Raw genomic sequence first — 24,636 nt, 5'->3', positions numbered from 1 at the left:
TTTATTGCGAAAAGCCCCAAGTTTTGGGGCTTTTTTTGCTTAATCCTTAATATGTTAAATAAAACTAAAAAAATTTAACATTTTATGCAAGGTAATGTGTATATTCAAATATGAAAATAGACGGGTAACTGTTATGTTCAAAGAATTTATTGAAAAACTAGGCGTAATGAACTGCATTATGCTAGTAGTAGTGCTCTCAATTATTGTAGTGTCAGAAATTCTTTTTTTAAGAGGAGAAAAATTAGAAGCAATATTTATTGCTTTTTGGGCACCTACAATATTAGGATTTATGATTTATTTTAAACTCAATGAATAATGGATTTTATTCTAGTGTATTCCATTATCGTAGCTATAGTATTTGTCGTTTGGCTCATATTTGTAGCAAGAATGTATAAAAAGATGAAAAAATAGTTCTTAAGGAATCCCCTTTAGCCAATTTTTAAAATCCTTTACCCTGTTTCTGCTCACTACTAAATCCAAATCAAAATCGTTTTCTAGTTCTATCAATAGCCTATGGTTGGGATAGTCTTTAACAGATTGTATTACATCAATAGAGATGGTCACTTTTCTATTAATTCTAAAAAAGTACTCTGGGTGTAATAGTCCTTCTAGTTTATCCAGCGTATATTCTACCAAATGTTTCGCACCACACTTTTCTACCAAATAGGTACTGCTATTATCAGAATAAAAACAGAAAATATTCTTAGTTTCTATTAGTGTTATTCTATTTTCATTTCTAATTAAAAAACGCTTTTTGTAACTGGGAGGTGTAAAAGAACTTACCATTTGGTCTGTACGTTGTACATAACTTTGGCGTTCAATAGCCTTTAAAGACCAGTATTTGTTCAAGGCATCTTGTATGTCTTCTAATTTTGGTGGTTTTAGAATATAATCCAAGCTATTGTAGTTAAAGGCATCAATGGCATAGGTATCAAAAGTAGTGCAAAAGATAATGGGTTTTTTAATTTGTACCGCATTCAAAATTTCAAAACAAGTGCCATCTCCCAAATGTATGTCCATGAACACCAAATCAAAATTTTCTGCCACTCCAAAGAACTGTAAAGCGTCATTTACAGAATCTATTTCTGCCACAATACTATGTGGTTTTCTTGTATCTCTTATTAACTTTTTTAGATAAGCCGTGGAAATAGGCTCATCTTCTACAATTACAATTTTTAGAGAATCTACCATCAACTGCTAAAATAATCAATCATTCTAAATTAAAATCGTCTGCTGTTATAATATGTAAATTAACTACTTATTGTAACCAAGTGCAAAATACATAAGCCTAAGGAGGTATGCTAAGCACTATTACGATTTAACATTATACAACAAGCTCTGTTAAGCTTTTTACAATAGGAATTTTTAATTCAAAATACCTATTATCTCTATGCCATTCTATATTCTTTTTGCAGACTAGCTGATACCGCTTTGCTATATTTTCTAAACCTTGTCCCGTACTTTCTGCCGCTTTGTTCGTTTGTTGAATATTATTTCTGATGATTAGGTGTTTATCGGTATTGTATATGGTAATTACCAATTTTTCCTTTTTAGAAACAGCATTGTGTTTTACCGCATTCTCTATCCCTATTTGTAAGGCCATTGGTACCACGTAGGTGGCGTGTAAGTCATTATCTATTTTTTGTACAAAATCTAAATTAGTTCCATGCCTAATTTGTAACAAACTAGCGTAAGCCTCTATATAGGTTAGTTCTTCTTTTAAAAAGATGAGGTTTTTATTGTTTTGTGAAACCATTCTCTTGTAAAGAAAAGCAAGTTTGTGTAAAAACTCTATGCTCTTTGCATGGTCATTCTCTGTTAAATAAACCATTGTATTAAGGCTGTTAAACAAAAAATGTGGGTCCATTTGTTGCTGTAATGCTTTCAATTGGGCGATTGCATTTTCTCGTTTCAATACTTCTGCATCAATTTTACTTTTGTTTAACTGGTAAATATAGATAAGTACTGTATATAGACTTACATTGCAGATGAGTAGCACTATACCATTTATTAAAAGCGTTTGCATGGTAGGTTGTTGGTAACCAGGCAGCTCATTACCTATGTAAGGTTCTATAAAAATAAGGTAGCCCCCTAAGATAATGCTATAAGGAATAAGCAATAGGGGTAAAGTTAGCCATCTCTTGTTGCGGTTTTGATACCCAGGATATTTTTTTAATTGAATAAAATATGCCACACGTAAAACCCCTATCAATAAAAGGGTAATGCCACCATATTCTACCCATTTTTTTAAATAAGTGCTAAAGGGTAAAGCATATAGAGCGCCTTGGTAAAATAAGGAAAGAAGTATTTGGGTGTTCAAGAAAATAGCGGCTAAGACAAAATATTTATCATCAAAACCAGTATAGGGCTTAGAATTTTTGAACAACATATTTTAGGACATTACCTACGGTAAGTTAAACATAAAGTTGTGCAATTGGTATAAATTCTACTTTATTTCTAAAAGCATTAATAATTTGTCTCGCCTCAATGGTGTTTTGTTGCGGAATTAAAAAAGCTTCTAAATCAGCAGTATTGCTAATATTTTGGTCTTTAGGTATAAAACCATAACCACGATATTGTCCTTGTTCTATAAAAACAAAACCTTGTTCTTCTTCATGTCTGCCAGGTAGCGGAATTACAGCTTCTTCTGCGGTGGCTTTAAGATGAGCAATAGCCTTTTTTACTTTGGCGTTATACGCGCTAATTGCTTCTTGTTTTGCGCAAATACCTTCGCAATTACTGATGGGAATGTCTTTGCAGATTGCTGCTCCTTGCCGTAGCTGACAATATTTAGGACACAGTTTAAAATCTTCTGCTAGCTGATACAGTAAATCTCTGCAAGCCGTAGGATTGTTCATAACTACTAAAGGCGCAGCTACCAATTTTAGATTGTTGTAGCCCAATTGTAAAATGCCAGCTCTATTTTCATAGTAGAAAATAGCAAATTGCTGGTCTTTTCTTTTTTGTGCTCTATTGAATTTTGGAAAGTGTTTTTTAATGCGATGACTCTCCATTAACAAGGCTAAAAATTCGCTCCCAGAAAGCTCAAAATCAATATGGGCAACTGCTCTACAAAGCATAATCTCGTGTTCACTTTTATCATAAAAATGTCCAAGAACTCTTTTTTTTAGGTTTTTAGCTTTGCCTACGTATATAATTTCTCTTTTCTGATTGTAAAAAATATAGATCCCTGGTTTTGCAGGAATTCTTTCTACTTCTGCATGATTTAAATGTGGTGGTAAGGTGGCTTCTTGGCTTTTAGAATTTAGAAATGATGTTACCACTCCTGGTGCTTCTGATTTTTCTAACAACAAATGAAATAGTAATACCGTTGCATGGGCGTCCCCTCTAGCTCGGTGGCGGTCTGTTAAAGGAATAGAAAGACTAGAACATAATTTTCCTAGGCTATACGAATTAAATCCAGGGGTCAACCTTCTACTTAACCTAACTGTGCATAACTTTTTACGCACAAAATCCTGATTCATTTGTTTAAACTCCTCTTTAATAACCCCGTAGTCAAAGTTTACAGCGTGCGCAACAAAAATAGTGTCTTTGGTAATTTCTAGAATTTGTGGAGCAATTTCTGCAAACGTTGGTGCATTAGCCACCATAGCATCATCTATACCGGTAAGCGCTGTAATGTGGTAGGGAATGGGCTGTTCTGGATTCACTAAAGAGGTGAATTCTTCTAAAATTACGGTGCCATCGGTTTTAAAGATGGCAATTTCAGTAATTTTATTACCTCTTAATCCATTACCTGTTGTTTCAACATCTATTACCGTGTACAAAGCTACCCTTTCCTTTTAGTTCTTAAAATTAAAAAGAATTAGTGTTCGCCCATGTTAAAAACTAAAAACGGATGCTTATCTAAGTCAGTTCCCAAAAGCGCATAAAAAACTCCTTGTAAGGATTTACAAGGAGTTTAAAAGTGTTTGCTAGAATTTTAGAAATAGTATTTCAATAATTTACCATCGGTAATTACCCATAAAATACCATCATTATATAAAATACCTTTACAAGAAGTGGAAGAGGTATGCATTAGTTGCCAAGAGCTGCCTCCATCTGTGGTAGCAAATATTTCGTTCTCAGAAGCATACCAACCTTCGTTGGTGTTTTTAAAGGTGAAATCGTCTATGCGGGTATCTTCTTCTAGTACAATCTCATAACTATCGCCGCCATCAATAGATTTTATTAAAACATATTTCTCTGCTCCAGTATCCAAATCTACAATGTAAGCAGAAGCATAGCCCGTAACGCCATCTATAAACTTAATACGCTCTATCCTTTCCCTTGTTCTATTTCCGGGGTCTATTTCAACGGCGCTATCTAGCCATACTCCATCTTTAAGTCTTAATTGTTTGGCGGGATAGTAATCTAGGTTTTCTGGAAAAGGAAAGGTGTAACCTGCTAGCCATATTTGATTCTCAGAATGGGCGTAAAAGCTCAAAAATTCATAAGTATTGCTTTCTCTGGAATGTATCATGTCAAAAGATTGTGCACCGTTTGTAGACTTGTAGATTCTACCTTCTGCAGAACCTATAATTATAGTTTGTTCGTTTTCATCAACAAACAAACCTCTTGTCCAAGAATTTACATTACTGGGAAAATCCTCAAAAATGGTTTGTGTGCCATCAGCTTTTAGATAAGATAGATAATTTGAGCCTAGAAGGAATTCACCCCCTTGCGGACCAACCAAAAAGTCGCCATTTTCCTCGGTAAAAGCATAAGCCTGATTAAAAAATGCAATAGAAACACCGCCATTTAAGGTATTGTGCACTTTCATTATACCAGTTCCACCACCTTCTTCTCTTTTGGCTTCGGTAGAAAAATATATTTCCTCTTTGCCAGTGGCTTGTATGTTTCTTACTGCGTTAATAGCTTCTAAATAGAATGGATAGGTAATCCATTCACCTTTGGTATTATCAACAACGGCAATAGGTTGGTAGGTGTCTGCGTAAGAAACGTTTGTGTTTGGCATTTCAATAGCAACAAAAGGGCTGGCGCTAGTTCCTGCAGGTATGGTGAAAGTAAGTTTGGTAGTAGTAGCAGAAATAAGTGTGGCCTCAATATCATCTAGCAAGACTTTAATTTCACTTGCATTGGTGGTAAAATTGGTACCTACAAGAGTTACCTGATCATTGACATAGGCATAAGGTTGTTCAAAGGCTTGTAGCGTGACTTCGGTTGGCGGTACTGGTTGGTTTACGGTTTCGGTGTCATTGTCTTCATCAGAAGAACAAGAAATTAAAACCGCAACAAATAAAAAAATAGAAAAGTAATTTTTAATCGTCATTTTAGTTAGTTATAATTAATTAAAAATTTTTAACGTTAACATTATTGTTTTGTTGTGGCTTTAGTTGTGAGTGGTTGTTTTCTTCTTATTTGGATGATTACAGTAGGTAGCTTGAAGGTTTAGAAAACAGAAGGTATACCGTAATGCTATGGCTTAATTTAAGCGCAAGTTTTTTAATATGTTGATAAAAAGAATGTTTTGGTTTTAATTAAATAGCTAGTTTTATGCAAAAGAGATATGCGTTAGCTATGACGGATATTGAATTGTTGTAGTGCATTTTGTAAAAATCATCCGAATTGAAAGAACACATAGTATTCAAAAGATTCCAAGAAGAAATCGAAAAATATGGATTGGAAATTGCCCGAATCGATGATGATGGATTTATCTATATACCGAAGGACTCTTCTGAATATAAAATCCATTTAGAAAACTCTATTCGAGATTATGAATCGAATGGGGACTTCTATACTGTGGACACAATAATAAATGGTTTGATAAATGGGCAGGAAGAAATACCTACTTGGGACAAAGCAAAGAATCATATTTATCAGTCCCTTGTTCCAAATGATTGCTTTAAAAAGGCTGATATATTCCATCAGGGATTTGACCAAAACCTCAGTAAAATATTCGTTTACTATAAGACAGAATTAGTGCATTGGATAACGAAATGGCATGTGGACAAATTAAAATTTAATGCAACCGAGATAATCAATCAATCTAAAATAAATTTAAACAATGAATTGGACCAAGCGGATATAGAAATTCAAGATATTCATGGTCACACATTAATTTTTTTCGACACGGACTTTTATCTTAAATCGGAATTGCTTTTATCGACTGAATTAAAGAAAAAAGTTGAAGATATAATAGGTTGGCCCATTTACTGTGTTTTCCCAGTTCGAGATTTCATCTACATGTTTGCTGAAACAGACTATGAATTCTTTGCAGCAAGACTTGGACATATCGTAATCGATGAATATGAAAACACAAAATCACCGATTACTAAAGGAATTTATAAAATATCGGACATGGGATTCGAGATGAACGGGACGTATTAAAAAACGCACTACAACACGGTGTATAATTAATTGCGGTCGGAAATTCAAAAAGTGAATTTCCTGCAATCAATTATCTTTATTACGGGCGAACATTTTCCGTTGGAAAAGTCCGCAACTAATCATACACGAACCGTTGGGCACAATTAAAAGAATATGATAACAAAAATAAAAGTTGATGGATTCAAATCACTATCGGATTTTTCATTAAATCTCAATAGTGGACTTAATATTCTCGTAGGACCAAATGGTGCTGGAAAAACGAATATTATATTATTTTTTGAATTTTTATCCCAACTAGTAAAAAACCCTGTAGCAAAGGCGGTAAGTACCGTTGGTGGTGCTGGTTCGATTTTCAAAAAAATCGGAGAAGAAAATTATCAGGATAATATTTCGTTCAAGATTTTTGGTTCAAAAAAGCACTCTTCAAAACAGTACATTGTTTATGAATATGAAGCAAGAATCAAAACGTCATTCGAAAAGGATACCATTTTCTATTCTAACCAACGAATAAAAATTAGAACTGCCTCAAAATTTTGGGCAAATCCCGATGCAAAGTTTTACAAGTCAAAATGGGATTTAGATATTGTTTTTGAAAATGAAGATTCAAAATCCAGCTCTGTAAAAATTCTAAATCTCGATAGAAGAAAATTCAAACCTCGATTTTTGATTAATGAAAATAAAAGTAAATCAGACTTTATTAATAGACTTGAAGAATTTGCTCTAGAACAAAATCCAAACGTAAAGCCAATAATATATTGTCTTTTTCCATTTATAGAATTTTCAGAGGTCTTGATTAGTGATTTGGTAGGTGGAGAAACATTTAACGTTGTGCCAAGTAAAGTCAAAGAAAGTGAAGATGCAGCAACCCCAGCAGAAATTAAGAGAGATGGTTCTGGTCTTGCGACCACTCTTTATGCAATGAAAAAGAGTAAGCCTAAAACTGAAAATATGCGCAGAATATTTTTTGGGTATGATAGGCCTGAAAGGAGTTTTAAACCTGAAACATTACAAAAAGTTAAATCCTATTTAAAACTTGCAAATAATACTATAACCGATTTAGATATTGAAAACGACCCTTTTGACAATAAGTTAATTGTTAAAATTTCAATCGAAACTGGAGATTATAGTGCAATCTTACCTCTTTCTGCCATGTCGGATGGCACAATTAAATGGCTTTCTTTAATTACGGCAATTCTAACTTCAAAAACCATCTTTTCAATAGAAGAGCCTGAAAATTTCTTACACCCTTGGATGCAAGCAGAAATTGCTCAAATAATGAGAGACCACTTATCAGAAAAAAACTCTAATTCTTTCGTTTTAATGACAACACATAGTGAATCATTGTTGAACTCATCAAAACCAGAGGAGGTTATAATAGTTGATTTAGTAGATGGGAGAACAACTGCAAGAAGAATTAAAAACTTAAAGCTAGTAAAAGACGAAATATCAAATTCTGGTTTTGGTTTAGGTCATTTTTACTTCTCAAATTCAATTCAAAATGCCTAATCCAGCCTTTATAGTAGACGGTCATACCGAACAATCATTTATTGGAAAAATTTGCCCAGGTAAACCTGTTCAAAGAACAAATTTGAATGGGAATGGAGTTACTATAGAAGCAATTGCTAAAAAAGTTGCCTCTTTAATTAGACTATTTGGAAATAGACATTATCCGATAATAATATTAGTTGACCGAGAAAACAGAAATGAATCTGCTAACGAATTATGTGGTCTATTACAAAATGCGTTAGAAAATGAAGGAATAACTGACCAAGATTTACGAATAGGATTTGCTGATAAAATGATTGAAAATTGGATTTTAGCCGATTATAAGTTAATTGACGATATTGAAAATAAACCCGAATCTACTGATGGTTTAAGTGGCGCTTCTGTCATTAAAAAAATAAAAGGCTCATATAATAAAGTTATTGACGGAGTTGAATTATTGGGTAAGATAGACAAACCAACTGTTTATAATGCTTCACCAAGTTTTAAAAGTTTTGTCGATAGCTTGAATGGAGTTGAATGTAATTACTTGGAATTTGAAAAATAACTGTGCCCAACAAAGAACTGAGTTAAAAAACAAGTTCTTTTAGTTCAATTTCGACACATATTTCTCATCGTAAGGTATTCCGGATTTTGCAATAGCAAAAGCCTGTTTCAAAAGCTTGTTGCATACCGCTATCAAAGCAAGTTTTTTGCTTTTTCCCTTAGCTACTATGCGTTCATAGATTGCTTTGCATTGTTTGTTGTACTTACAAGCTGAAAAAGCGCATAAAAACAAAAGATTTATCTATGACGTTAAAAAATGGTAAGTTATATTTAGCGGTACCAATGAACAAAGACTTTTTTGAGAACATTACGGTAGAAGAGAAAGTAGTTAAAGTAAATTCTCTAGAAGCTATTAAGGAGGACTTAAATGTAGTTCAGAATTTAATTACAGAGCTTAATATTAGCAATCGTATTTGGACAAAAGCATAGTAATTCCTTAGAAATACTTCACCTTATAATCCACAACTACTAGATAAAAACTGTACACTGTTTACTTTGAACCCTTTACTTATTGGGTTTGCAATGTTTTAAAATTTGTATAGAAAGACTCTGGTTGTTGTTCTTTTAGGACTTGTTTACATTAGTTCTCTTCGGTTTCTTATAAAGCACGGGTTAGAACCTGTTAATTGTTTGGAGCTAGAGCAAGCCATGTACGTTTAAATATAAAATATACCAAATGAGTTCTTTTTCAGAATCCCTTTTTAAAAAAACACCTGTGGTTGGTATTCTTAGGGGGTATACAGTAAAACAAGTAATGCAGATTGCAGAAGTATATGCTGATGCTGGGTTTACTAATTTAGAAATTACCATGAATACGCCGAATGCGCTTCAAATCATTGAAGAATTAGCAAGAACCTTTAAAACGCAATTAAATATAGGGGCAGGTACTGTTTTAGATGCCAAGCAAGTAGATGCAGTTGTAGCAGTAGGAGGACAATTTATTGTATCGCCAGTGGTAGATATGGCAGTTATAGCGCATTGTGTTGCTAAAGCAGTGCCTATCTTTCCTGGAGCTTATTCGCCCACAGAAATTTATACTGCTTCAAAAGCAGGGGCTAGAATGGTCAAGGTTTTTCCTGCAACCCAGCTTGGGCCAAAATATATAGCAGATGTATTGGCTCCACTAGACCAAATAGAACTTATGCCCACCGCAGGTGTCACAATAGATAATCTAAGTCCATTTGCCCAAGCAGGGGCAAAGGCATTTGGTATGGGGGGTAATCTTTTTAAACCAGATTTAATTGCTGCGGAAGATTGGCTAGGGCTAAAAGCGCATTTAGTTCTCTTTAAGGAAAAGCTAGAGCAGACTTTCAATTCTATAAAATGATATTGCAGTTGTTAACCCTCAACGGGTACAATTAGTTGTGCTAAAATGTAGAAATAAACAAAAAAGCCACCCATAAGGTGGTTTTTAAAGTGGAGCCGGGGACGGCCAAACGTTAAGAAAAGGTCTTGTAGACCTTTTTAGTGCAGGAGCGAGCCTGCCGCCCAGGCCTTCGAATACCGTAGGTAAAAACGCAAAAAATAAACCCCCGTAAACATTAGGCTTACGAGGGTTTAAAGTGGAGCCGGAGGGATTCGAACCCTCGTCCAAACAAGAAATAACTGAGCTTTCTACATGCTTAGTCTTGGTTCATTTTTCGACTTAAGACCGACCCAAAACCGCCTATCTTAAGCTTAGCTTCTTTTGTTTAGAATTGTTACCGAAGCACAAACAATTCGGTGTTGACTTTTATGGTGCTCCTAAACTGGTCGCCATCAACAAGGGCTACCATGGAACATTCAGCTTTCGCGCCTTGCGCGACTAGGCTTGGACTTACTATAATTCAGTCAATTAAGCAGCTAAAGCGTAGTTAGACTCGCCATTTAAAAAAGTTGAGACATTGTATTTACGAGCATCATTCCCATAGCTCGGCATGCTTACACCGCCATTGGTCTCGCTGTCAAAACCAGTCGGCCCCATTAGTAAGTCAGTAAAAAAATACTGCCCACTTTTTTCAAAGAACGGTAGGGCGTTCCCTGCCTTGGCAGGTCGGGCTTTTGGCAGTCGCTTTCTATTTATCCTTTTCAAGAGTAAAAAGAAGAGCTCCAACAAAGCCGCAATCCCTAACGCACATTTTCCCTTTCGGGAAAACGGACCGCAAAGGTAACAGTATTTCACCAAACAACTAAAAAGTTTGTGCAACCTTAGCAATCTAGGTAATTTAGACAAAAATTATACCACAACTGTAATGAAATTCGGAATCATACAAGAACGTAAAAATCCACCAGATAAGCGCGTAGTGTTGCCGCCAGAATTATGCCAAACCGTCATGGAAACCTATCCAGCGGCACAACTCGTTGTAGAGCCGTCATCTATTCGGGTGTTTACAGACCAAGAATATTTAGATGCAGGAGTGCCGGTACAAGATGCTATGGAAAGTTGTGATGTACTTTTAGGTGTAAAAGAAGTGCCGATAAATGCATTGCTACCCAATAAAAAATACTTTTTCTTTTCGCATACCATAAAAAAGCAACCTTACAATAGAGATTTGCTTAGGGCTATATTAGATAAGAATATAGAATTGTATGATCATGAAGTAATTACCAATACCCAAGGCCAACGTTTAGTAGCCTTTGGTAGGTATGCAGGTATTGTAGGTGCTTATAATGGGATAAGAGCATTTGGTCTCAAAGAACAATCTTTTAACTTACCCAAAGCAGAAAACCTTAAGGACCAAGCTGCATTAATCACAGAACTCAATAAAATAACATTGCCAGCCATTAAAATTGTGCTTACTGGTATGGGCAGAGTAGGTAATGGTGCTAAAGAAATGCTAGATGGTATGGGTATTAAAGAGGTTAGCGTTGCAGACTATTTAACTAAAGAATATCAAGAGGCCGTGTATTGCCAGATAGATGTATTGGATTATAATAAACCTAAAGACGGTTCAGATGGGGATAAGCAAGCGTTTTTTAATGATCCATCTGGATACGAATCTAATTTCTTCCGTTTTGCAAAAGTGTCAAACATGTTCATTGCAGGGCATTTTTATGGAGATGGAGCACCGTACTTATTTACTAGAGAAGATGCAAAGCACCCAGATTTTAAGATAAAGGTTGTAGCAGATATAAGTTGTGATATAGATGGGCCAGTGGCAAGTACCATTAAACCATCTACCATTGCAGAACCCATTTACGGTTATGATGCCCATACGGAGAAAGAAGTAGATTTCTTACACAAAGACGCTATTGCAGTAATGGCTGTAGATAATTTGCCTGCAGAATTACCTAGAGACGCTAGTGGGGGCTTTGGAGAAGCATTTATGACACACGTAATTCCTGCCTTTTTTAATAATGATAAAGACGGTATCTTAGAAAGAGCAAGGATGACGAAGGGTGGGCAATTAACGCAGCGATACCAATATCTTGCTGATTATGTGTTGGGTTAAATTTAAAGAGTTATAAAAAAATTTGCATTTATGTTAAATAAATGTAAATTTGACCTTTCTTTTACGTTAATCAAATGTATTTTAATTGGATTCAATCTCCAGAGGCTTCCGCTGACTTTTATGAAGCGAAGAGGGAAATGGAGTACGCAATACGACCAAAAATCGTGCGTATATTACTAGCAACTTTTGAAGATGAATGTTGCACAGATTTTTCTTGTTTCTATTTTGATGTAGACTTGGACCAGAGAATTGTGCGTATTGCAAAGGATACCCCAAAGGAATACAAGAAAAAAATTAAGAAGGCCTTTAAAGCGGAGTTTGGTAAAGTGCCTGTAGCTTTTTAATTAGACATCGTTGTTTTAAGGGGAAAATTAATCCCTTTACCGATTAGGATTTATAACCAATTGATAATAAGGGTATTTTTTGTACTTTGTTCCAAGATAAACACAATTAAAAAGTGAAAATTAATTGGATATATAATCCAACCACCAGAGAGGCTCAAGAAAAGAAGCGTATAGAGTTGGAGTATCTTATACGCCCTAAACTATTTCGTTACCTATTAGAGCATTTTGACCAAGATTGTAGTGGAGATTTTTCTTCTTTCAGTTTTAATGTACACATAGAATCTGGTAAAATAGAAGTGGCAAAGGAAACACCTCTTAAGTACAGAGAAAATAACTTCAAGAACTTTGAGGCTTTTATGAATGGGGAGCGTAGTAAGTTAGATTTGGTAAATTAATAATTTTAATGCCTGTGAGAATAAAATGAATCCAGCCGAGGCCTACATACTTAATCAACCAGAACCGTACCGTAGCATACTACTTCACTTACAAATGACCATACAAAGCTTAGTACCAGATGTGGAACTCAAATACAAATGGAATATCCCCTGTTTTTATGTGGGTAAAAGCCCAATTTGTTATTTAAATGCTTCGCACAAAAACAAATATGTTGACATCGCTTTTTGGAATTCCGCACATTTAACCAAGCATTTAGACAAAATGAATTCCGAAAATCGTAAAGTGGTAAAATCACTCCGGTATTCTTCTCTAGAAGCAATAGATGACCAAGTTTTGCATGAGGTGTTAGAAGAGGCATACCAGCTTAGGGGTTGCGGTTTCTATAAAACTTAGTAATGCTGGTTGCGAATTAGGTAACTTATAAAGAATTGATGGTTCTTTTTATAGCGGTTAAATCGGTAAGAACTTTCTCTAAAAGACTTAAGTCCAGCATATTTGCGCCATCACTTTTTGCGTTTTTTGGGTCAAAGTGTGTTTCCATAAAGATGCCATCTACGCCTGCAGCAATACCTGCTCTTGCCATAGTGCCAATTAATGCCGGCCTACCACCAGTAACGCCAGAAGCTTGGTTGGGTTGCTGTAAAGAGTGGGTTACATCTAAGACCACTGGAGCATATTGCTTCATAGTGGGTACGCCTCTAAAATCTACAATCATATCTTGATAACCGAACATGGTACCACGGTCCGTAATCCAAACTTGGTCATTATTACTTTCCTTAACTTTATTTACGGCGTGTTGCATGCTTTCTGGGCTCATAAACTGTCCCTTTTTTAAGTTTACAACTTTTCCAGTTTCAGCGGCAGCAACTACTAAATCTGTTTGTCTTACCAAAAAAGCGGGAATCTGTAATACATCTACATATGCTGCAGCCATGGCTGCATCCGAGATTTCATGTATATCCGTTATAGTAGGTACTTCAAATGTTTCGGAAACTTTTCTAAGGATTTTAAGTGCTTTTTCATCGCCAATTCCAGTAAAAGAATCTACTCTGCTGCGGTTGGCTTTTTTAAAACTTCCTTTAAATACGTAAGGTATCTTAAGCTTGTCCGTTACCGTAACAATATGCTCCGCAATACGCATGGCCATGTCTTCGCCCTCGATGGCACAGGGGCCAGATAGTAAAAAAAAGTTATCGCTTTGGGCATGTTTTAGTTGCGGTATTAAAGAAAGATTCATAATGTAGTATTTTGACAAAGATACTTTTTTGGCTCATTATTTGATAGCCTAAATGCTTAAACAATCCATCATGAAAATCATTTACACCACACTATTGGCCATAGGGCTAATTATGCCTGTTATGGCACAGAATAGACAGGTAGAAGAATCGCAAATAACACTTAATCTGCTGTTGCCCGGGGTAATTTATGAGGCAGCGGTAGGAGACAAATCTACCATGGCTCTGGAGGGAACGATTGGCTTTCAGTATGTGGAATCTTCATTTTCAGAAAGTGGTTTTGGTATTTACCCGATTGGTCGTTTGCAGTACCGCAACTACTTAAATTTTGATAGAAGATTGTCTAAAGGCAAAAATATTGCTGGCAATTCTGGGAACTATATAGCGCCATTGTTGGCGGTACAAGGCGGAAAGGCATTTATTGGCGACTTGGATTATTACGAGGACTATTTTGCATTGGCAGGTGCAGTTTACGGATTGCAGCGTACGGGTAAGAAAGGTTTGCAGTTTCGGTTTGAAGTGGGGCCTGCATATCTCTTTTCAGAATACGATGGTGGTTTTGCCATAGCTACAGCACTAAAACTGGGCTTTGTGTTGGGGAAGTCAAGACGATAACTTATCAGTTAAAATCCTAAAAATTAGCTAAAGCCGACTGTCATAGGGTATAAGAAAATTATCTTATGCCCTAAACAACCATCATGAAACGTATTCTTTGGCTAGTATTTTGCCTTACAGCATTACCAACCATACAAGCGCAGTATCGCTTAAGTGAAAGAGGTACTGGGTTATTACATTTAGAAAAACACCAAGTAACCTTTAACCTTTTAGGACCTGGATTTAGATATGAAATTGGTTTACTACGTAATGTAACCGCATCTACCAGTTTTTCACCTGGCCTGGCAACATATCAAGAAGGATACACTTTTGGTTACGCATGGCATACTCGTATTAGGTATTACCATAACATTCAAAAACGTTTGGATGCCAATAAAAATGTAATAGGCAATTCGGCCAACTATTTGGCTCCCGCCCGGTCTATCTTCTGGGGAAAACTACAATTGTCTCAAAATATGGCACCGGATAAAGACTTTGCAGTGGCATTTTATGGTGGGGTTTACGGCATACAACGTACCATTAAAAAAGGATTTAATTACAGTATAGAAGCGGGTTATGGTTATTACCGTGGCGATGGTGTTTTAAATGGTCATGGGCCAATGCTAAACTTCACTTTTGGTTGGGTGGCCACCAAACGCAGAAAGCAACAGGCAGATTTTGGAGTAAGTTACTAAGGGTTCTATTTTTTCAATTAAAGGGAATAATAGACATAAATAGACTTAAAATCCCAAAATCAGATTATTTTTTTGTTAGGTAAAATAAGAATGCAAAAAAAACAATGTAATTTTGCGCCCTTATTATCAGAAGATGCAGAAAATCAAGAACATCGCTATCATAGCGCACGTAGACCACGGTAAAACTACCTTGGTAGACAAAATTATGTTTCACTGTCAGTTGTTTCGTGAGAACGAAAACAAAGGAGATTTAATCTTGGACAACAACGATTTGGAACGAGAAAGAGGAATTACAATTGTTTCTAAGAACGTTTCCGTTATCTATAAGGATACCAAAATTAATATCATTGATACTCCTGGTCACGCCGATTTTGGTGGTGAGGTAGAGCGTGTTTTAAACATGGCAGATGGTGTTCTTTTGTTGGTAGATGCTTTTGAAGGTCCTATGCCACAAACACGTTTTGTGTTGCAAAAGGCCATTGAATTAGGGTTAAAACCTTGTGTTGTTGTAAACAAGGTAGATAAAGAAAACTGTGACCCAGAAGGTGTACACGAAAAGGTGTTTGACCTAATGTTTGAGTTGGGTGCAGAAGAATGGCAATTAGATTTCCCTACGGTATATGGTTCTGCAAAGAACAACTGGATGGGTGAGGATTGGAAAAAACCAACCGAAAATATTGAGCCATTATTAGATATGGTGCTAGACCACGTTCCAGAATTTAAACCAGAACAGGGTACTACACAGATGTTAATCACCTCTTTAGATTTCTCTTCTTTTACAGGGAGAATTGCAATTGGTAGATTACAACGTGGCACTTTAAAAGAAGGACAACAAGTATCATTGGTTAAGCGAGATGGTAAAGTTGTAAAGTCTAAAATAAAAGAACTATACGTTTTTGAAGGTTTAGGACGCGTAAAGGTAGAGCAAATTCAAACCGGAGATATCTGTGCTATTGTAGGTATGGAAGGTTTTGAAATTGGTGATACCGTTGCAGATATAGAAAATCCAGAAGCGCTTAAGACTATTGCTATAGACGAGCCTACCATGAGTATGTTATTTACTATTAATGACAGTCCATTCTTTGGTAAAGACGGTAAGTTCGTGACTTCTAGACACATTAAAGAACGTCTAGAAAAAGAATTAGAGAAGAACTTGGCGCTAAGAGTGCAAGAAACAGATAGCGCAGATAAATTTTTAGTATTTGGGCGTGGTGTATTACACTTATCTGTACTTATAGAAACCATGCGTAGAGAAGGGTACGAGTTACAAATTGGTCAGCCACAGGTAATCATTAAAGAGGTTGATGGCGTTAAATGCGAGCCAATAGAGCAATTGACAATAGATTTACCAGAAGAAGTATCTGGTAAAGCTGTAGAAATGGTATCTGTACGTAAAGGTGAAATGGTGAGTATGGAAGCCAAAGGTTCGCGTATGTTGTGCGAATTTATGATTCCGTCTAGAGGTATTATTGGTTTAAGAAACCAGTTATTAACTGCAACAGCTGGTGAAGCTATAATGGCACACCGTTTTGTGGAATACCAACCACTTAAAGGAGACATTGCAGGTAGAATCAACGGTTCTCTTGTTTCTATGGAAACCGGTACTGCAATTCCTTATTCTATTGATAAATTACAAGATAGAGGTAAATTCTTTGTAGATCCAGGAGAGGATATTTATGAGGGCCAGGTAATAGGTGAAAATTCACGTCAAGATGATATGACGGTAAACGTTACCAAAACCAAAAAGCTGTCTAACGTACGTTCTTCAGGAGCAGATGATAAGGCTAAGATTGTACCAGCAATTAAATTTTCTTTAGAAGAAGCCTTGGAATACATACAGAAAGATGAATATGTAGAGGTTACGCCAAACCACTTAAGGTTAAGAAAGGTATATCTTAAAGAGGTAGACAGAAAACGTAACAAAGTATAAGTTTAAGCCCCGATTTTAATCGGGGCTTTTTTTTGAAAGGTTTTTAAATATACGCCGACTACCAAAGCTTAAAATGGACAAAATGAAACACTTAATTAAACAGATAGGGGTGACCGCCCTATTAATCAGTACAATAGCTTGTAAAGAGCAAAAAAAAGAAAACGAAGAAAATGTTCTACCAGATCCAACAGTGGTAGAAAATAGTGTAGCCATACCAGATACATGGATTACAAATAGGGTTAAAAAAGCAAAGGAACGCCTAACAGCTTCTTCGGCTGGTACTGTAATTTGGAAGTCCATGGAAGCGCACGGTGGTTTAGCTACTTGGTTTGAAAATGGGCCCTTGGGTATGCGTTTTAATTACCAGCCTTTAGAAAAAGATAAAACACAGCGCGACAGTTATGAAATTGTAGACCCATGGAACAATAGGGTAGTGCATACCAGTACTACAGATAAAGAGGCCACGTTTGGTTATACTGGAGAAATAGCATGGATAAAAGCAGATTCAACCGCTTTTGCTTATGATACCAAATTTTGGGCTTTAACACCACTTTATTTAATGGGACACCCGTTTGTAGAAGATGGGGAGGGCGTTAATTTAGAATTATTGCCAGATGCTACTTATAAAGATAAGAACACCAAGGTTGTTAAAGTGACATATGATGCGGGTACAGGAGATGCTCCAGACGATTACTATATTTTACATTTTGATGCAGAGACGTATTTGCTAATGGCAACTAGATATATTGTTTCTTATCCTGAATACTTTAAAGATGGTGGCCACAATCCAGAAAAATTTATGGAGGTTGGTGAATTAGTTGATGTAGACGGAGTTCTATTGCCTAGTCTATTAAAAACCCATTGGACGGTAGATAATATGCCGGGAGAATACATTACCAAAATCGAAATTAGCGATATGGAGTTTGTAACCGAATTGCCTAAAGATTTCTTTGAAATGCCAGAAGGAGCAAAGAAACTCTAAGTATAAGTAGCATCATAATTAAAAAAAAACCGAGCATCAGCCCGGTTTTTTTGTATACAAGTGTATTTTTTTATTTGACTAGATGACCATGATGATGCTCTTTTAGGCAAGCAATTGCAGCGCCAATAATTCCTGCATGGTTCATTAATTCAGCTTTTACAATATGGGTTTCAGTATCTAGTAGATGACCAAAATCGTTCCATTTTTTAGAAATACCACCCCCTACAATTAACAAGTCTGGATTCACCAACAATTCTACGTAGTTCAGAAATTTATTAAAACGTTTTGCCCATTTTTCCATAGACAAATCGTCACGTTCTTTAGCAAAGTTAGAGGCATAGAGTTCTATCTTTTTATATTTTTTGTAGGGAATCTGCCCCAGCTCAAAATTTGGTAATAGTTGTCCATTAAAAAATGCACCGCTTCCCAATCCTGTGCCTACCGTAAGCATTATTACTAAGCCATCTTTGCCTTTGCCAACACCGTAATTCATTGAGGCATAACCAGCTGCATCAGCATCGTTAAGTACGGTAAATTCGTGCCCCGTAGCTGCCGTAAAAAGCTCATCTATGTTAACACCAACCCAGCTTTTGTGTAAGTTTCCGTTAGATTTACACACCCCATTTTTTACTATAGAAGGGAAGCCACAACCCACAGGGCCTTCATAATCAAAATGGTCTGTAATTTCCTTAATCACTTTAGCCATGTCATCTGGCTTTTTAGATTTTGGGGTGGGTACCCTAAATCGCTCCGTTATCATTTCTCCGGTTTCCGCATTCACAATGGCACCTTTCATTCCAGTACCGCCAATATCTATCCCTAGAAGCTCCATATAGGAAATTTTAAAATAATTTTAACAAAGAAACAAAACGTATAGTAATTTTAAAAGAATAGTAGACCAACTGCTTACACTGCCTTTTGTATTACTTCAAACATTTTGCCGCCATCGCACTTAATAGTTTTATGCGGGTACTTTAAAATTAGGGCATAATCATGGGTGGCCATTAAAATGGTACGTCCGTTATCATTTATTTCTTGTAGTACTTTCATCACCTCTACACTGGTTTGTGGGTCTAAATTTCCAGTGGGTTCATCGGCAAGAATCAATTCAGGGTCGTTCAGCAATGCCCTAGCAATAGCTATGCGTTGTTGTTCGCCTCCAGAAAGTTCGTGCGGGTATTTAAAGCCCTTTGTTTTCATGCCTACTTTATCCAAGACTTCTTCAATCTTAGCATTCATCTTGTTGGTGTCTGTCCAACCTGTGGCTTTTAGAACAAATAAAAGGTTGTTATTAATATTTCGGTCTGGTAATAACTTAAAATCCTGAAAAACAATTCCTAGTTTTCTTCTTAAAAAAGGAATGTCATTTTCCTTTAAAGTTTTTAAATCAAAATCAACAACGCTACCAGTACCTTGTCTAAGAGGTAAATCACCATAAAGAGTTTTCATAAAACTACTCTTTCCGCTTCCGGTTTTACCAATAACATAGACAAACTCACCTTTCTTTACTTGTAGGGTAACGTTGCTTAATACAAGATTTTCATTTTGAAAAATTGAAACGTCTTGTAATTTTAAAATGGGTGTGGACATGTGTTCAAGATTCTTAGGCTAAAGGTAACAAGTTCTATGTATATCTAGATTTTTACTGCTAATTTTATCTTAACCAAGGATAGTAACATACTTTGGCGTGGAATTTGACGTTAATGGAAATAAGCTTAGAGAGCACAGAACACTTATGAAGAAAAACATATATACCTTACTCCTTCTGGGGATGGGGCTTACTACAATTGCCTATGCCCAAGAAACCAAGATTTATACACATGATAATAAGTTATACCAAGATGCATTAGCATTGTATAATGAACAGCAATACCAAGCCGCGCAGGCTCTGTTTTATAAGGTTAAAGAATCTACAACAGACCAAGAAACAGAAGCAAATAGCGTTTACTATGTGGCTAATGCCGCTATACGTTTAAACCAACGTGGTGCAGATAAATTGATGGAAGATTTTGTGGAGCGTTACCCAACTTCTACCAAACGAAATTCTGCATTTATGGATGTGGCAGATTACTATTTTGAAACGGGCAAGTACCCAAATGCTTTAAAATGGTATAAAAAAGTAGAGCAAAATAGCATGTCTAAAAAAGACAAGGAACGCTTTAATTTTAATACAGGATACAGTTATTATGCCAGTAACAGACCAGACGAGGCAGAAAAATACCTTTCTAAGGTGACCAATTCTAACAAGTTTGGTAGCCAAGCTAAATATTATTTAGGGTATATTTCTTACGAACAAGACGATTATGATGAAGCTAACCAACGCTTTGACCAGATTAATGACCCAGAAATTTTGGAGGAAAAGCTATCCTATTACCAAGCCGATTTAAATTTTAAACTAGGCAAGTTTGAAGAAGCTATTGCCATGGCTAAAAAACAATTACCAAAGTCTGATAGAAGAGAGGTTTCTGAACTAAATAAAATCATAGGAGAAAGTTATTTTAACTTAGAAAAGTATGATCAAGCCGTTCCTTATTTGCAAGAATACAAAGGCAAAAGGGGTAAATGGAGCAATACAGATTACTATTTATTAGGTTATAGTTTTTATAAACAGGGCGATTTTGAAAGTGCTATTGGGCAGTTTAATAAAATTATAAATGGTACTAACAGCGTAGCACAAAATGCATATTACCATTTAGCTGAGTGTTATTTAAAGTTAGATAAAAAGTCCGAAGCATTAAATGCTTTTAGGAATGCAGCAAGTATGGATTTTAATGATGCGATTAGCAAAGATGCCTTGTTAAATTATGCACGATTAAGTTACGAGATTGGTAATGCTTATGAACCCGTGCCGCAGGTAATGATGTCCTATCTAGAAAAGTATCCTAAAGATGAGAATGAAGAAGAAATACAAAGTTTACTCGTAGACTCTTACATAACGTCTAAAAATTTTGCTGGTGCGATGGAGTTGCTAGAAAAAAATCCCTCCTTTGCTAGTGATGCTACCTACCAGAAAGTTGCATTTTATAGGGGAGTAGAATTATTTGCAGATGCGGACTATACAGGTTCTTTAGCGGCTTTTGATAAATCCTTAAAGAAGAAAGAAAACGTGCAGTTGGCGGCTAAAGCGCAATTTTGGAAGGCAGAATCAGAATATCGCCTTAATCAGTTTGCACAAGCTTTAGGTAGTTTTAAAGCAGTGAACGGCTCAGAAATAGAAGAAATAGAACAGTTAGATTATAATTTAGGCTACTGTTATTTTAAATTAAAGGAGTACAATAAAGCAATTAGCCATTTTAATAGCGCCGCTACCAATACTAATTTAGAAGAGGTGATAAAAACGGATGCTCTAATCCGTTTAGGAGACACTTATTTTGTAAGCAGTAATTATAATGGAGCTATTAAGGCGTATGACAAGGCATCATCTTACAATGGACCGGAAAGAGATTATGCTGCGTATCAAGTAGCGATGAGTAATGGCTTTTTAGGTAAGAATTCAAAAAAAATTTCGCAATTAGCTTCTTTTAATACGTATCATCCAAAATCTTCATTAAGAGATGATGCTTTGTTTGAATTGGCGAATACGTACATTAAAACCAATAAAGAAACAGAAGGCCTTGCTGCTTATGATAAATTGGTATCTCAATTTCCTAATAGCAAATTTGCACCGCAGGCATTATTAAGACAAGGACTAGTACATTACAACGCAAGCAGAAATGAACAAGCCATAAATAAGTTTAAACATGTAGTATCAGAATATCCCAAATCCCAAGAAGCGGTACAGGCAGTAAGCACTGCAAAGCAAGTGTATGTAGATATGGGTAAGGTAAATGAGTATGCTGCTTGGGCACGTAATCTAGATTTTGTAGAAGTTACGGATAGTGAGTTAGAAGAAGCTAGTTTTGAGGCGGCTGACCGTAAATACGTAGAAGGTAAAACAGATGCAGCAGTAAAGGCTTTTGAAAATTACCTAAAAGAATTTCCAAATGGAGTTCATGCGGTACAAGCAAACTTTACATTGGCGCAATTATACTTTAGTTCAAATAGAAAGGAGAAAGCTTTAGTTAACTATAAGAATGTTGCAGATAGAGGTAGTAGTGAATATATGGAGCAGGCTTTAACACGTGTTTGTGAGATATACGTGGGTAAAGGTGATTATGCAAGCGCAATGCCTTATTTAAAGCAACTAGAAACGGTGGCGGAGATTAGTCAAAACCGAGTTTTTGCTCAAAGTAATTTAATGAAAGGGTATTACGATAAAAAAGAATATCAGCAAACTTTGGTGTATGCAGAGAAAGTATTGCAAGCCCCCAATTTAGATGATAGAATACGTAGCGATGCTAAAATAATGATTGCAAGGTCCGCTATAGAAACTGGAGATATGCAATTAGCAGAGCAGGCGTTTTCAGAGGTAAAGGAGATAGCAACTGGCAGGGCTGGGGCAGAAGCTTGGTACTACGATGCTTATTTTAAACGCCAAGATAACAATTACGAGGACTCTAATGCCTCTGTACAAAAATTGGTAAAAGATTTTAGTTCTTACAAAGAATGGGGCGGCAAGGGGCTATTACTTATGGCTAAGAATTTTTACGCTTTAGAAGATGCTTTCCAAGCCACGTATATTTTAGAAAGTGTGCAAGAGAACTTTAGTGAGTTTCCAGAATTGGTGGCAGAAGCTAAAGGAGAATTGGCCTTGATAAAATCCCAAGAAGCACAACGCAATTCATCCGTAAATCCTAACGGTAAATAATCTAGAGACACACTATGAAGATGATTAAATATATAGCAACTCTAAGTGCATTATTATTTGTGTTTTGGAGTAACGCGCAAGAAAAAGAAGATAATATAGGTACAGAAACAGTTACCGTAGTAAAACCATACGCACCATCTGTTTCTGATGCTTTTAAGGTAAAAACAGCTCCTAAAATTACAGATTCTATAGCGCTTAAAAAGAAACCTATAACCTACCATATTTTTTCCGTACCAGTAGCGTCTACTTTTACACCTGCAAAGGCAAAAGCAGCCAAAGTAGAACGTACTCCAGCACCTACTCTGTATAATAGCTATGCCGCCGTAGGGCTTGGTAATTATAATAATGCCTTAGTAGATTTTTATACGAGTAGAGAGTTGGGAAGAGATGAAAAACTATTAGATGTAGGGTTAACGCATCAATCTTCTAGAGGAGATATTAACAGCACGCCTTTAGAAACCGATTTTTACAATACGGACGCAGTTATCTCTTTGTCTAAAAAAGACAGGGATTATGATTGGGGTACAGGCTTGGAACTTGGACATCAACTGTATAATTGGTATGGCTTACAAAGTGGTGTTTTTACTCAAGACCAAGTAGATAGTATAGATGAGCGTCAAAATTATTTTAATGCAGGGGTGAATGGTTTTATTAATGTAGAAGATTCGTTTTTTAAGCATGCGGAACTAGCAGTAAATCGTTTTTGGGATAGTCAAGAATCTGCAGAAATAAGGGCAAATGGTGCAGTAACTGTGGAGCTACCTATTACTTCAGAAATGGTATCCATTACAGCCAAGGCAGATTACGTTACAGGCAGCTTTGAGAACGCCAGCCTTAATAGTACTACAAACGAGATGGGCATAGACTACGGCCAGCTTATCACAGGAGTAAGTCCTTCTTTTATGGTTTATAGGGACGAACTTACGCTAAAATTAGGCGCTAATTTTGTGTACGGTTTAGATATGGAGCGTAGTGAGGGTAGTTTTTACATTTATCCTGCTGTAACGGCATCTTACCGTGTTATGGAAGACCAAGTCATTGCTTATGGTGGTATTGAGGGTAACTTGGAGCAAAATACCTATAAAAGTTTGGTGGCAAATAATCCTTATGTATCACCAACTTTGGGTATACAGCCCACAGATATGCAATACAATGCATATGCAGGTATTAAAGGACAATTAGTAAATAATATTGGGTATAATGTAAGGGCTTTTTATAAGGCAGAAAATAGAAAACCATTGTATTTGCTTAATCCATTAAATTCTGCTCGTTCAGAAGAAGGTTACGCTTACGGTAATTCGTTTCAAGTGTTTTATGACGATGTAAAAACTGTAGGCGCTTTTGCAGAGTTGAATTTCGATATCAATCGTAATTTTACCCTTGGTATTAATGGAGAGTATAATGTTTACAGCACAGAAACAGATAACCCGGCTTGGAACTTACCAAAACTAAAAAGCACTGTTTTCATTGATTATCAGATTACAGACCATTGGTATGCCGGTGCTAATTTATTCTTTGTAGGGGAAAGAGAAGATTTACAATCTATAGCCGCAGCAGGTATTCCTGCAAATGAATTTGAAGCTACACGGGTAACCTTAGATAGTTATTTTGATGCCAATGCGCATTTAGGATATCGTTTTAATGACCAGTTGGCTGTCTTTGCTAAGTTTTCTAATTTAAGTAATAAGAATTATGAGCGTTGGAGTACCTACTATGTGCAAGGTTTTCAGGTTTTAGCAGGGATTTCTTATAAATTTGATTTTTAATTCATCGACGGATGTTTACCATCCGTCGACACTGTTGTACGTTCAAACTTTCTATTTTGTAAGAAAAATATGTCGTTTCTTAGGTTTGTGGTGTAATTAAGCTAATTAAACACTAA

The 24,636-nt window shown here is 36.1% G+C and carries 23 protein-coding genes, 1 other RNA gene and 1 pseudogene; 16 read left to right on the top strand and 9 right to left on the bottom strand.

All coding sequences use genetic code 11. From position 1 onward, the window contains the following. Positions 1-133 precede the first annotated feature (133 nt). Positions 134-316 (top strand): hypothetical protein, encoded by a 183-nt coding sequence (locus tag FBT53_RS10605; protein ID WP_136951164.1) that lies wholly within the window; start codon positions 134-136, stop codon positions 314-316. Positions 317-414: 98 nt separating this feature from the next. On the opposite strand, the gene FBT53_RS10600 is transcribed toward FBT53_RS10605, so the two are convergent. The 4 genes from FBT53_RS10600 to FBT53_RS10585 all read right to left on the bottom strand — a co-directional run bounded on the left by FBT53_RS10600 (position 415) and on the right by FBT53_RS10585 (position 5,293). Continuing rightward, the gene (locus FBT53_RS10600; protein WP_136951163.1) at positions 415-1,191 is read right to left on the bottom strand and encodes a LytTR family DNA-binding domain-containing protein; all 777 of its coding nucleotides are present in this window, start codon (positions 1,189-1,191) and stop codon (positions 415-417) included. Positions 1,192-1,324: 133 nt separating this feature from the next. Further along, positions 1,325-2,389 carry a sensor histidine kinase gene (locus FBT53_RS10595; protein ID WP_136951162.1) on the bottom strand — a complete coding sequence of 355 codons (1,065 nt, stop codon included), beginning with the start codon at positions 2,387-2,389 and terminating at the stop codon, positions 1,325-1,327. 25 nt (positions 2,390-2,414) lie between these two features. Further along, positions 2,415-3,788, bottom strand: coding sequence for an exonuclease domain-containing protein (locus FBT53_RS10590; protein ID WP_136951161.1), 1,374 nt, complete (start codon positions 3,786-3,788; stop codon positions 2,415-2,417). 155 nt (positions 3,789-3,943) lie between these two features. After that, positions 3,944-5,293: an IPT/TIG domain-containing protein gene (locus FBT53_RS10585; protein ID WP_136951160.1), complete on the bottom strand. Its 1,350-nt coding sequence runs from the start codon at positions 5,291-5,293 to the stop codon at positions 3,944-3,946. Positions 5,294-5,589: 296 nt separating this feature from the next. Between FBT53_RS10585 and FBT53_RS10580 the strand changes: the two genes are divergently transcribed. The 3 genes from FBT53_RS10580 (at position 5,590) to FBT53_RS10570 (ending at position 8,401) form a co-directional block, all read left to right on the top strand. Then, positions 5,590-6,351, top strand: a complete 762-nt coding sequence (locus FBT53_RS10580; protein ID WP_136951159.1) for a hypothetical protein — start codon at positions 5,590-5,592, stop codon at positions 6,349-6,351. Between the two features lie 153 nt (positions 6,352-6,504). Then, complete coding sequence (locus tag FBT53_RS10575; RefSeq protein ID WP_136951158.1) at positions 6,505-7,857, top strand: AAA family ATPase; 1,353 nt, start codon at positions 6,505-6,507, stop codon at positions 7,855-7,857. Continuing rightward, positions 7,850-8,401 carry a DUF4276 family protein gene (locus FBT53_RS10570; RefSeq protein ID WP_136951157.1) on the top strand — a complete coding sequence of 184 codons (552 nt, stop codon included), beginning with the start codon at positions 7,850-7,852 and terminating at the stop codon, positions 8,399-8,401. Before FBT53_RS10575 ends, FBT53_RS10570 begins: the two co-directional genes overlap by 8 nt. A 39-nt stretch (positions 8,402-8,440) precedes the next feature. Here FBT53_RS10570 and FBT53_RS16295 read toward each other — a convergent pair. Beyond that, positions 8,441-8,635 (bottom strand): annotated as a pseudogene (locus FBT53_RS16295) (IS110 family transposase); the annotation flags it as partial. An 8-nt stretch (positions 8,636-8,643) separates the two neighbouring features. Here FBT53_RS16295 and FBT53_RS10560 point away from each other — a divergent pair. Further along, positions 8,644-8,829 carry a DUF3137 domain-containing protein gene (locus FBT53_RS10560; RefSeq protein WP_136951156.1) on the top strand — a complete coding sequence of 62 codons (186 nt, stop codon included), beginning with the start codon at positions 8,644-8,646 and terminating at the stop codon, positions 8,827-8,829. Positions 8,830-9,076: 247 nt separating this feature from the next. Then, on the top strand, positions 9,077-9,727 hold the full coding sequence (locus FBT53_RS10555; protein WP_136951155.1) for a bifunctional 4-hydroxy-2-oxoglutarate aldolase/2-dehydro-3-deoxy-phosphogluconate aldolase: 651 nt from the start codon (positions 9,077-9,079) through the stop codon (positions 9,725-9,727). 233 nt (positions 9,728-9,960) lie between these two features. Here the strand turns inward: FBT53_RS10555 and ssrA are convergent. After that, positions 9,961-10,361: a transfer-messenger RNA gene (gene ssrA, locus FBT53_RS10550) on the bottom strand. Positions 10,362-10,631: 270 nt separating this feature from the next. Between ssrA and FBT53_RS10545 the strand changes: the two genes are divergently transcribed. The 4 genes from FBT53_RS10545 (at position 10,632) to FBT53_RS10530 (ending at position 12,964) form a co-directional block, all read left to right on the top strand. Next, positions 10,632-11,831 carry an NAD(P)-dependent oxidoreductase gene (locus FBT53_RS10545; protein WP_136951154.1) on the top strand — a complete coding sequence of 400 codons (1,200 nt, stop codon included), beginning with the start codon at positions 10,632-10,634 and terminating at the stop codon, positions 11,829-11,831. A 74-nt stretch (positions 11,832-11,905) separates the two neighbouring features. Continuing rightward, complete coding sequence (locus tag FBT53_RS10540; protein WP_136951153.1) at positions 11,906-12,175, top strand: hypothetical protein; 270 nt, start codon at positions 11,906-11,908, stop codon at positions 12,173-12,175. A gap of 113 nt (positions 12,176-12,288) precedes the next feature. Then, positions 12,289-12,570: a hypothetical protein gene (locus tag FBT53_RS10535; protein ID WP_136951152.1), complete on the top strand. Its 282-nt coding sequence runs from the start codon at positions 12,289-12,291 to the stop codon at positions 12,568-12,570. Between the two features lie 25 nt (positions 12,571-12,595). Further along, positions 12,596-12,964, top strand: coding sequence for a DUF1801 domain-containing protein (locus FBT53_RS10530; RefSeq protein ID WP_136951151.1), 369 nt, complete (start codon positions 12,596-12,598; stop codon positions 12,962-12,964). 25 nt (positions 12,965-12,989) lie between these two features. Here FBT53_RS10530 and kdsA read toward each other — a convergent pair whose 3' ends face one another. Then, positions 12,990-13,808 (bottom strand): 3-deoxy-8-phosphooctulonate synthase, encoded by an 819-nt coding sequence (gene kdsA / locus FBT53_RS10525; protein WP_136951150.1) that lies wholly within the window; start codon positions 13,806-13,808, stop codon positions 12,990-12,992. Between the two features lie 70 nt (positions 13,809-13,878). Between kdsA and FBT53_RS10520 the strand changes: the two genes are divergently transcribed. The 4 genes from FBT53_RS10520 to FBT53_RS10505 all read left to right on the top strand — a co-directional run bounded on the left by FBT53_RS10520 (position 13,879) and on the right by FBT53_RS10505 (position 18,007). Further along, positions 13,879-14,421 (top strand): hypothetical protein, encoded by a 543-nt coding sequence (locus FBT53_RS10520; RefSeq protein ID WP_136951149.1) that lies wholly within the window; start codon positions 13,879-13,881, stop codon positions 14,419-14,421. Positions 14,422-14,504: 83 nt separating this feature from the next. Beyond that, a complete protein-coding gene (locus FBT53_RS10515) occupies positions 14,505-15,095 on the top strand; it encodes a hypothetical protein (protein ID WP_136951148.1) in 591 nt (196 codons plus the stop codon). A gap of 133 nt (positions 15,096-15,228) precedes the next feature. Then, entirely contained in the window at positions 15,229-17,025 is a 1,797-nt protein-coding gene (gene typA / locus FBT53_RS10510) for a translational GTPase TypA (RefSeq protein WP_136951147.1), read from the top strand. Positions 17,026-17,107: 82 nt separating this feature from the next. Then, positions 17,108-18,007 (top strand): hypothetical protein, encoded by a 900-nt coding sequence (locus tag FBT53_RS10505; RefSeq protein WP_136951146.1) that lies wholly within the window; start codon positions 17,108-17,110, stop codon positions 18,005-18,007. Between the two features lie 70 nt (positions 18,008-18,077). On the opposite strand, the gene ppgK is transcribed toward FBT53_RS10505, so the two are convergent. Both ppgK and FBT53_RS10495 read right to left on the bottom strand, forming a co-directional pair. Next, positions 18,078-18,839 carry a polyphosphate--glucose phosphotransferase gene (ppgK, locus tag FBT53_RS10500; protein ID WP_136951145.1) on the bottom strand — a complete coding sequence of 254 codons (762 nt, stop codon included), beginning with the start codon at positions 18,837-18,839 and terminating at the stop codon, positions 18,078-18,080. A 74-nt stretch (positions 18,840-18,913) separates the two neighbouring features. After that, a complete protein-coding gene (locus tag FBT53_RS10495) occupies positions 18,914-19,597 on the bottom strand; it encodes a cell division ATP-binding protein FtsE (RefSeq protein ID WP_136951144.1) in 684 nt (227 codons plus the stop codon). Positions 19,598-19,742: 145 nt separating this feature from the next. Between FBT53_RS10495 and FBT53_RS10490 the strand changes: the two genes are divergently transcribed. Both FBT53_RS10490 and FBT53_RS10485 read left to right on the top strand, forming a co-directional pair. Next, a complete protein-coding gene (locus tag FBT53_RS10490) occupies positions 19,743-22,754 on the top strand; it encodes a tetratricopeptide repeat protein (RefSeq protein WP_136951143.1) in 3,012 nt (1,003 codons plus the stop codon). Between the two features lie 14 nt (positions 22,755-22,768). Next, complete coding sequence (locus FBT53_RS10485; protein ID WP_240729817.1) at positions 22,769-24,520, top strand: TonB-dependent receptor; 1,752 nt, start codon at positions 22,769-22,771, stop codon at positions 24,518-24,520. Positions 24,521-24,636: the final 116 nt, after the last annotated feature.

The sequence above is a fragment of the Flavobacterium sp. ASW18X genome (assembly GCF_005144745.1).
GTDB lineage: Bacteria > Bacteroidota > Bacteroidia > Flavobacteriales > Flavobacteriaceae > Croceivirga.
Note: the sequence above shows the minus strand (reverse complement) of the source record. Positions and strands in the feature narration are given on the sequence as shown.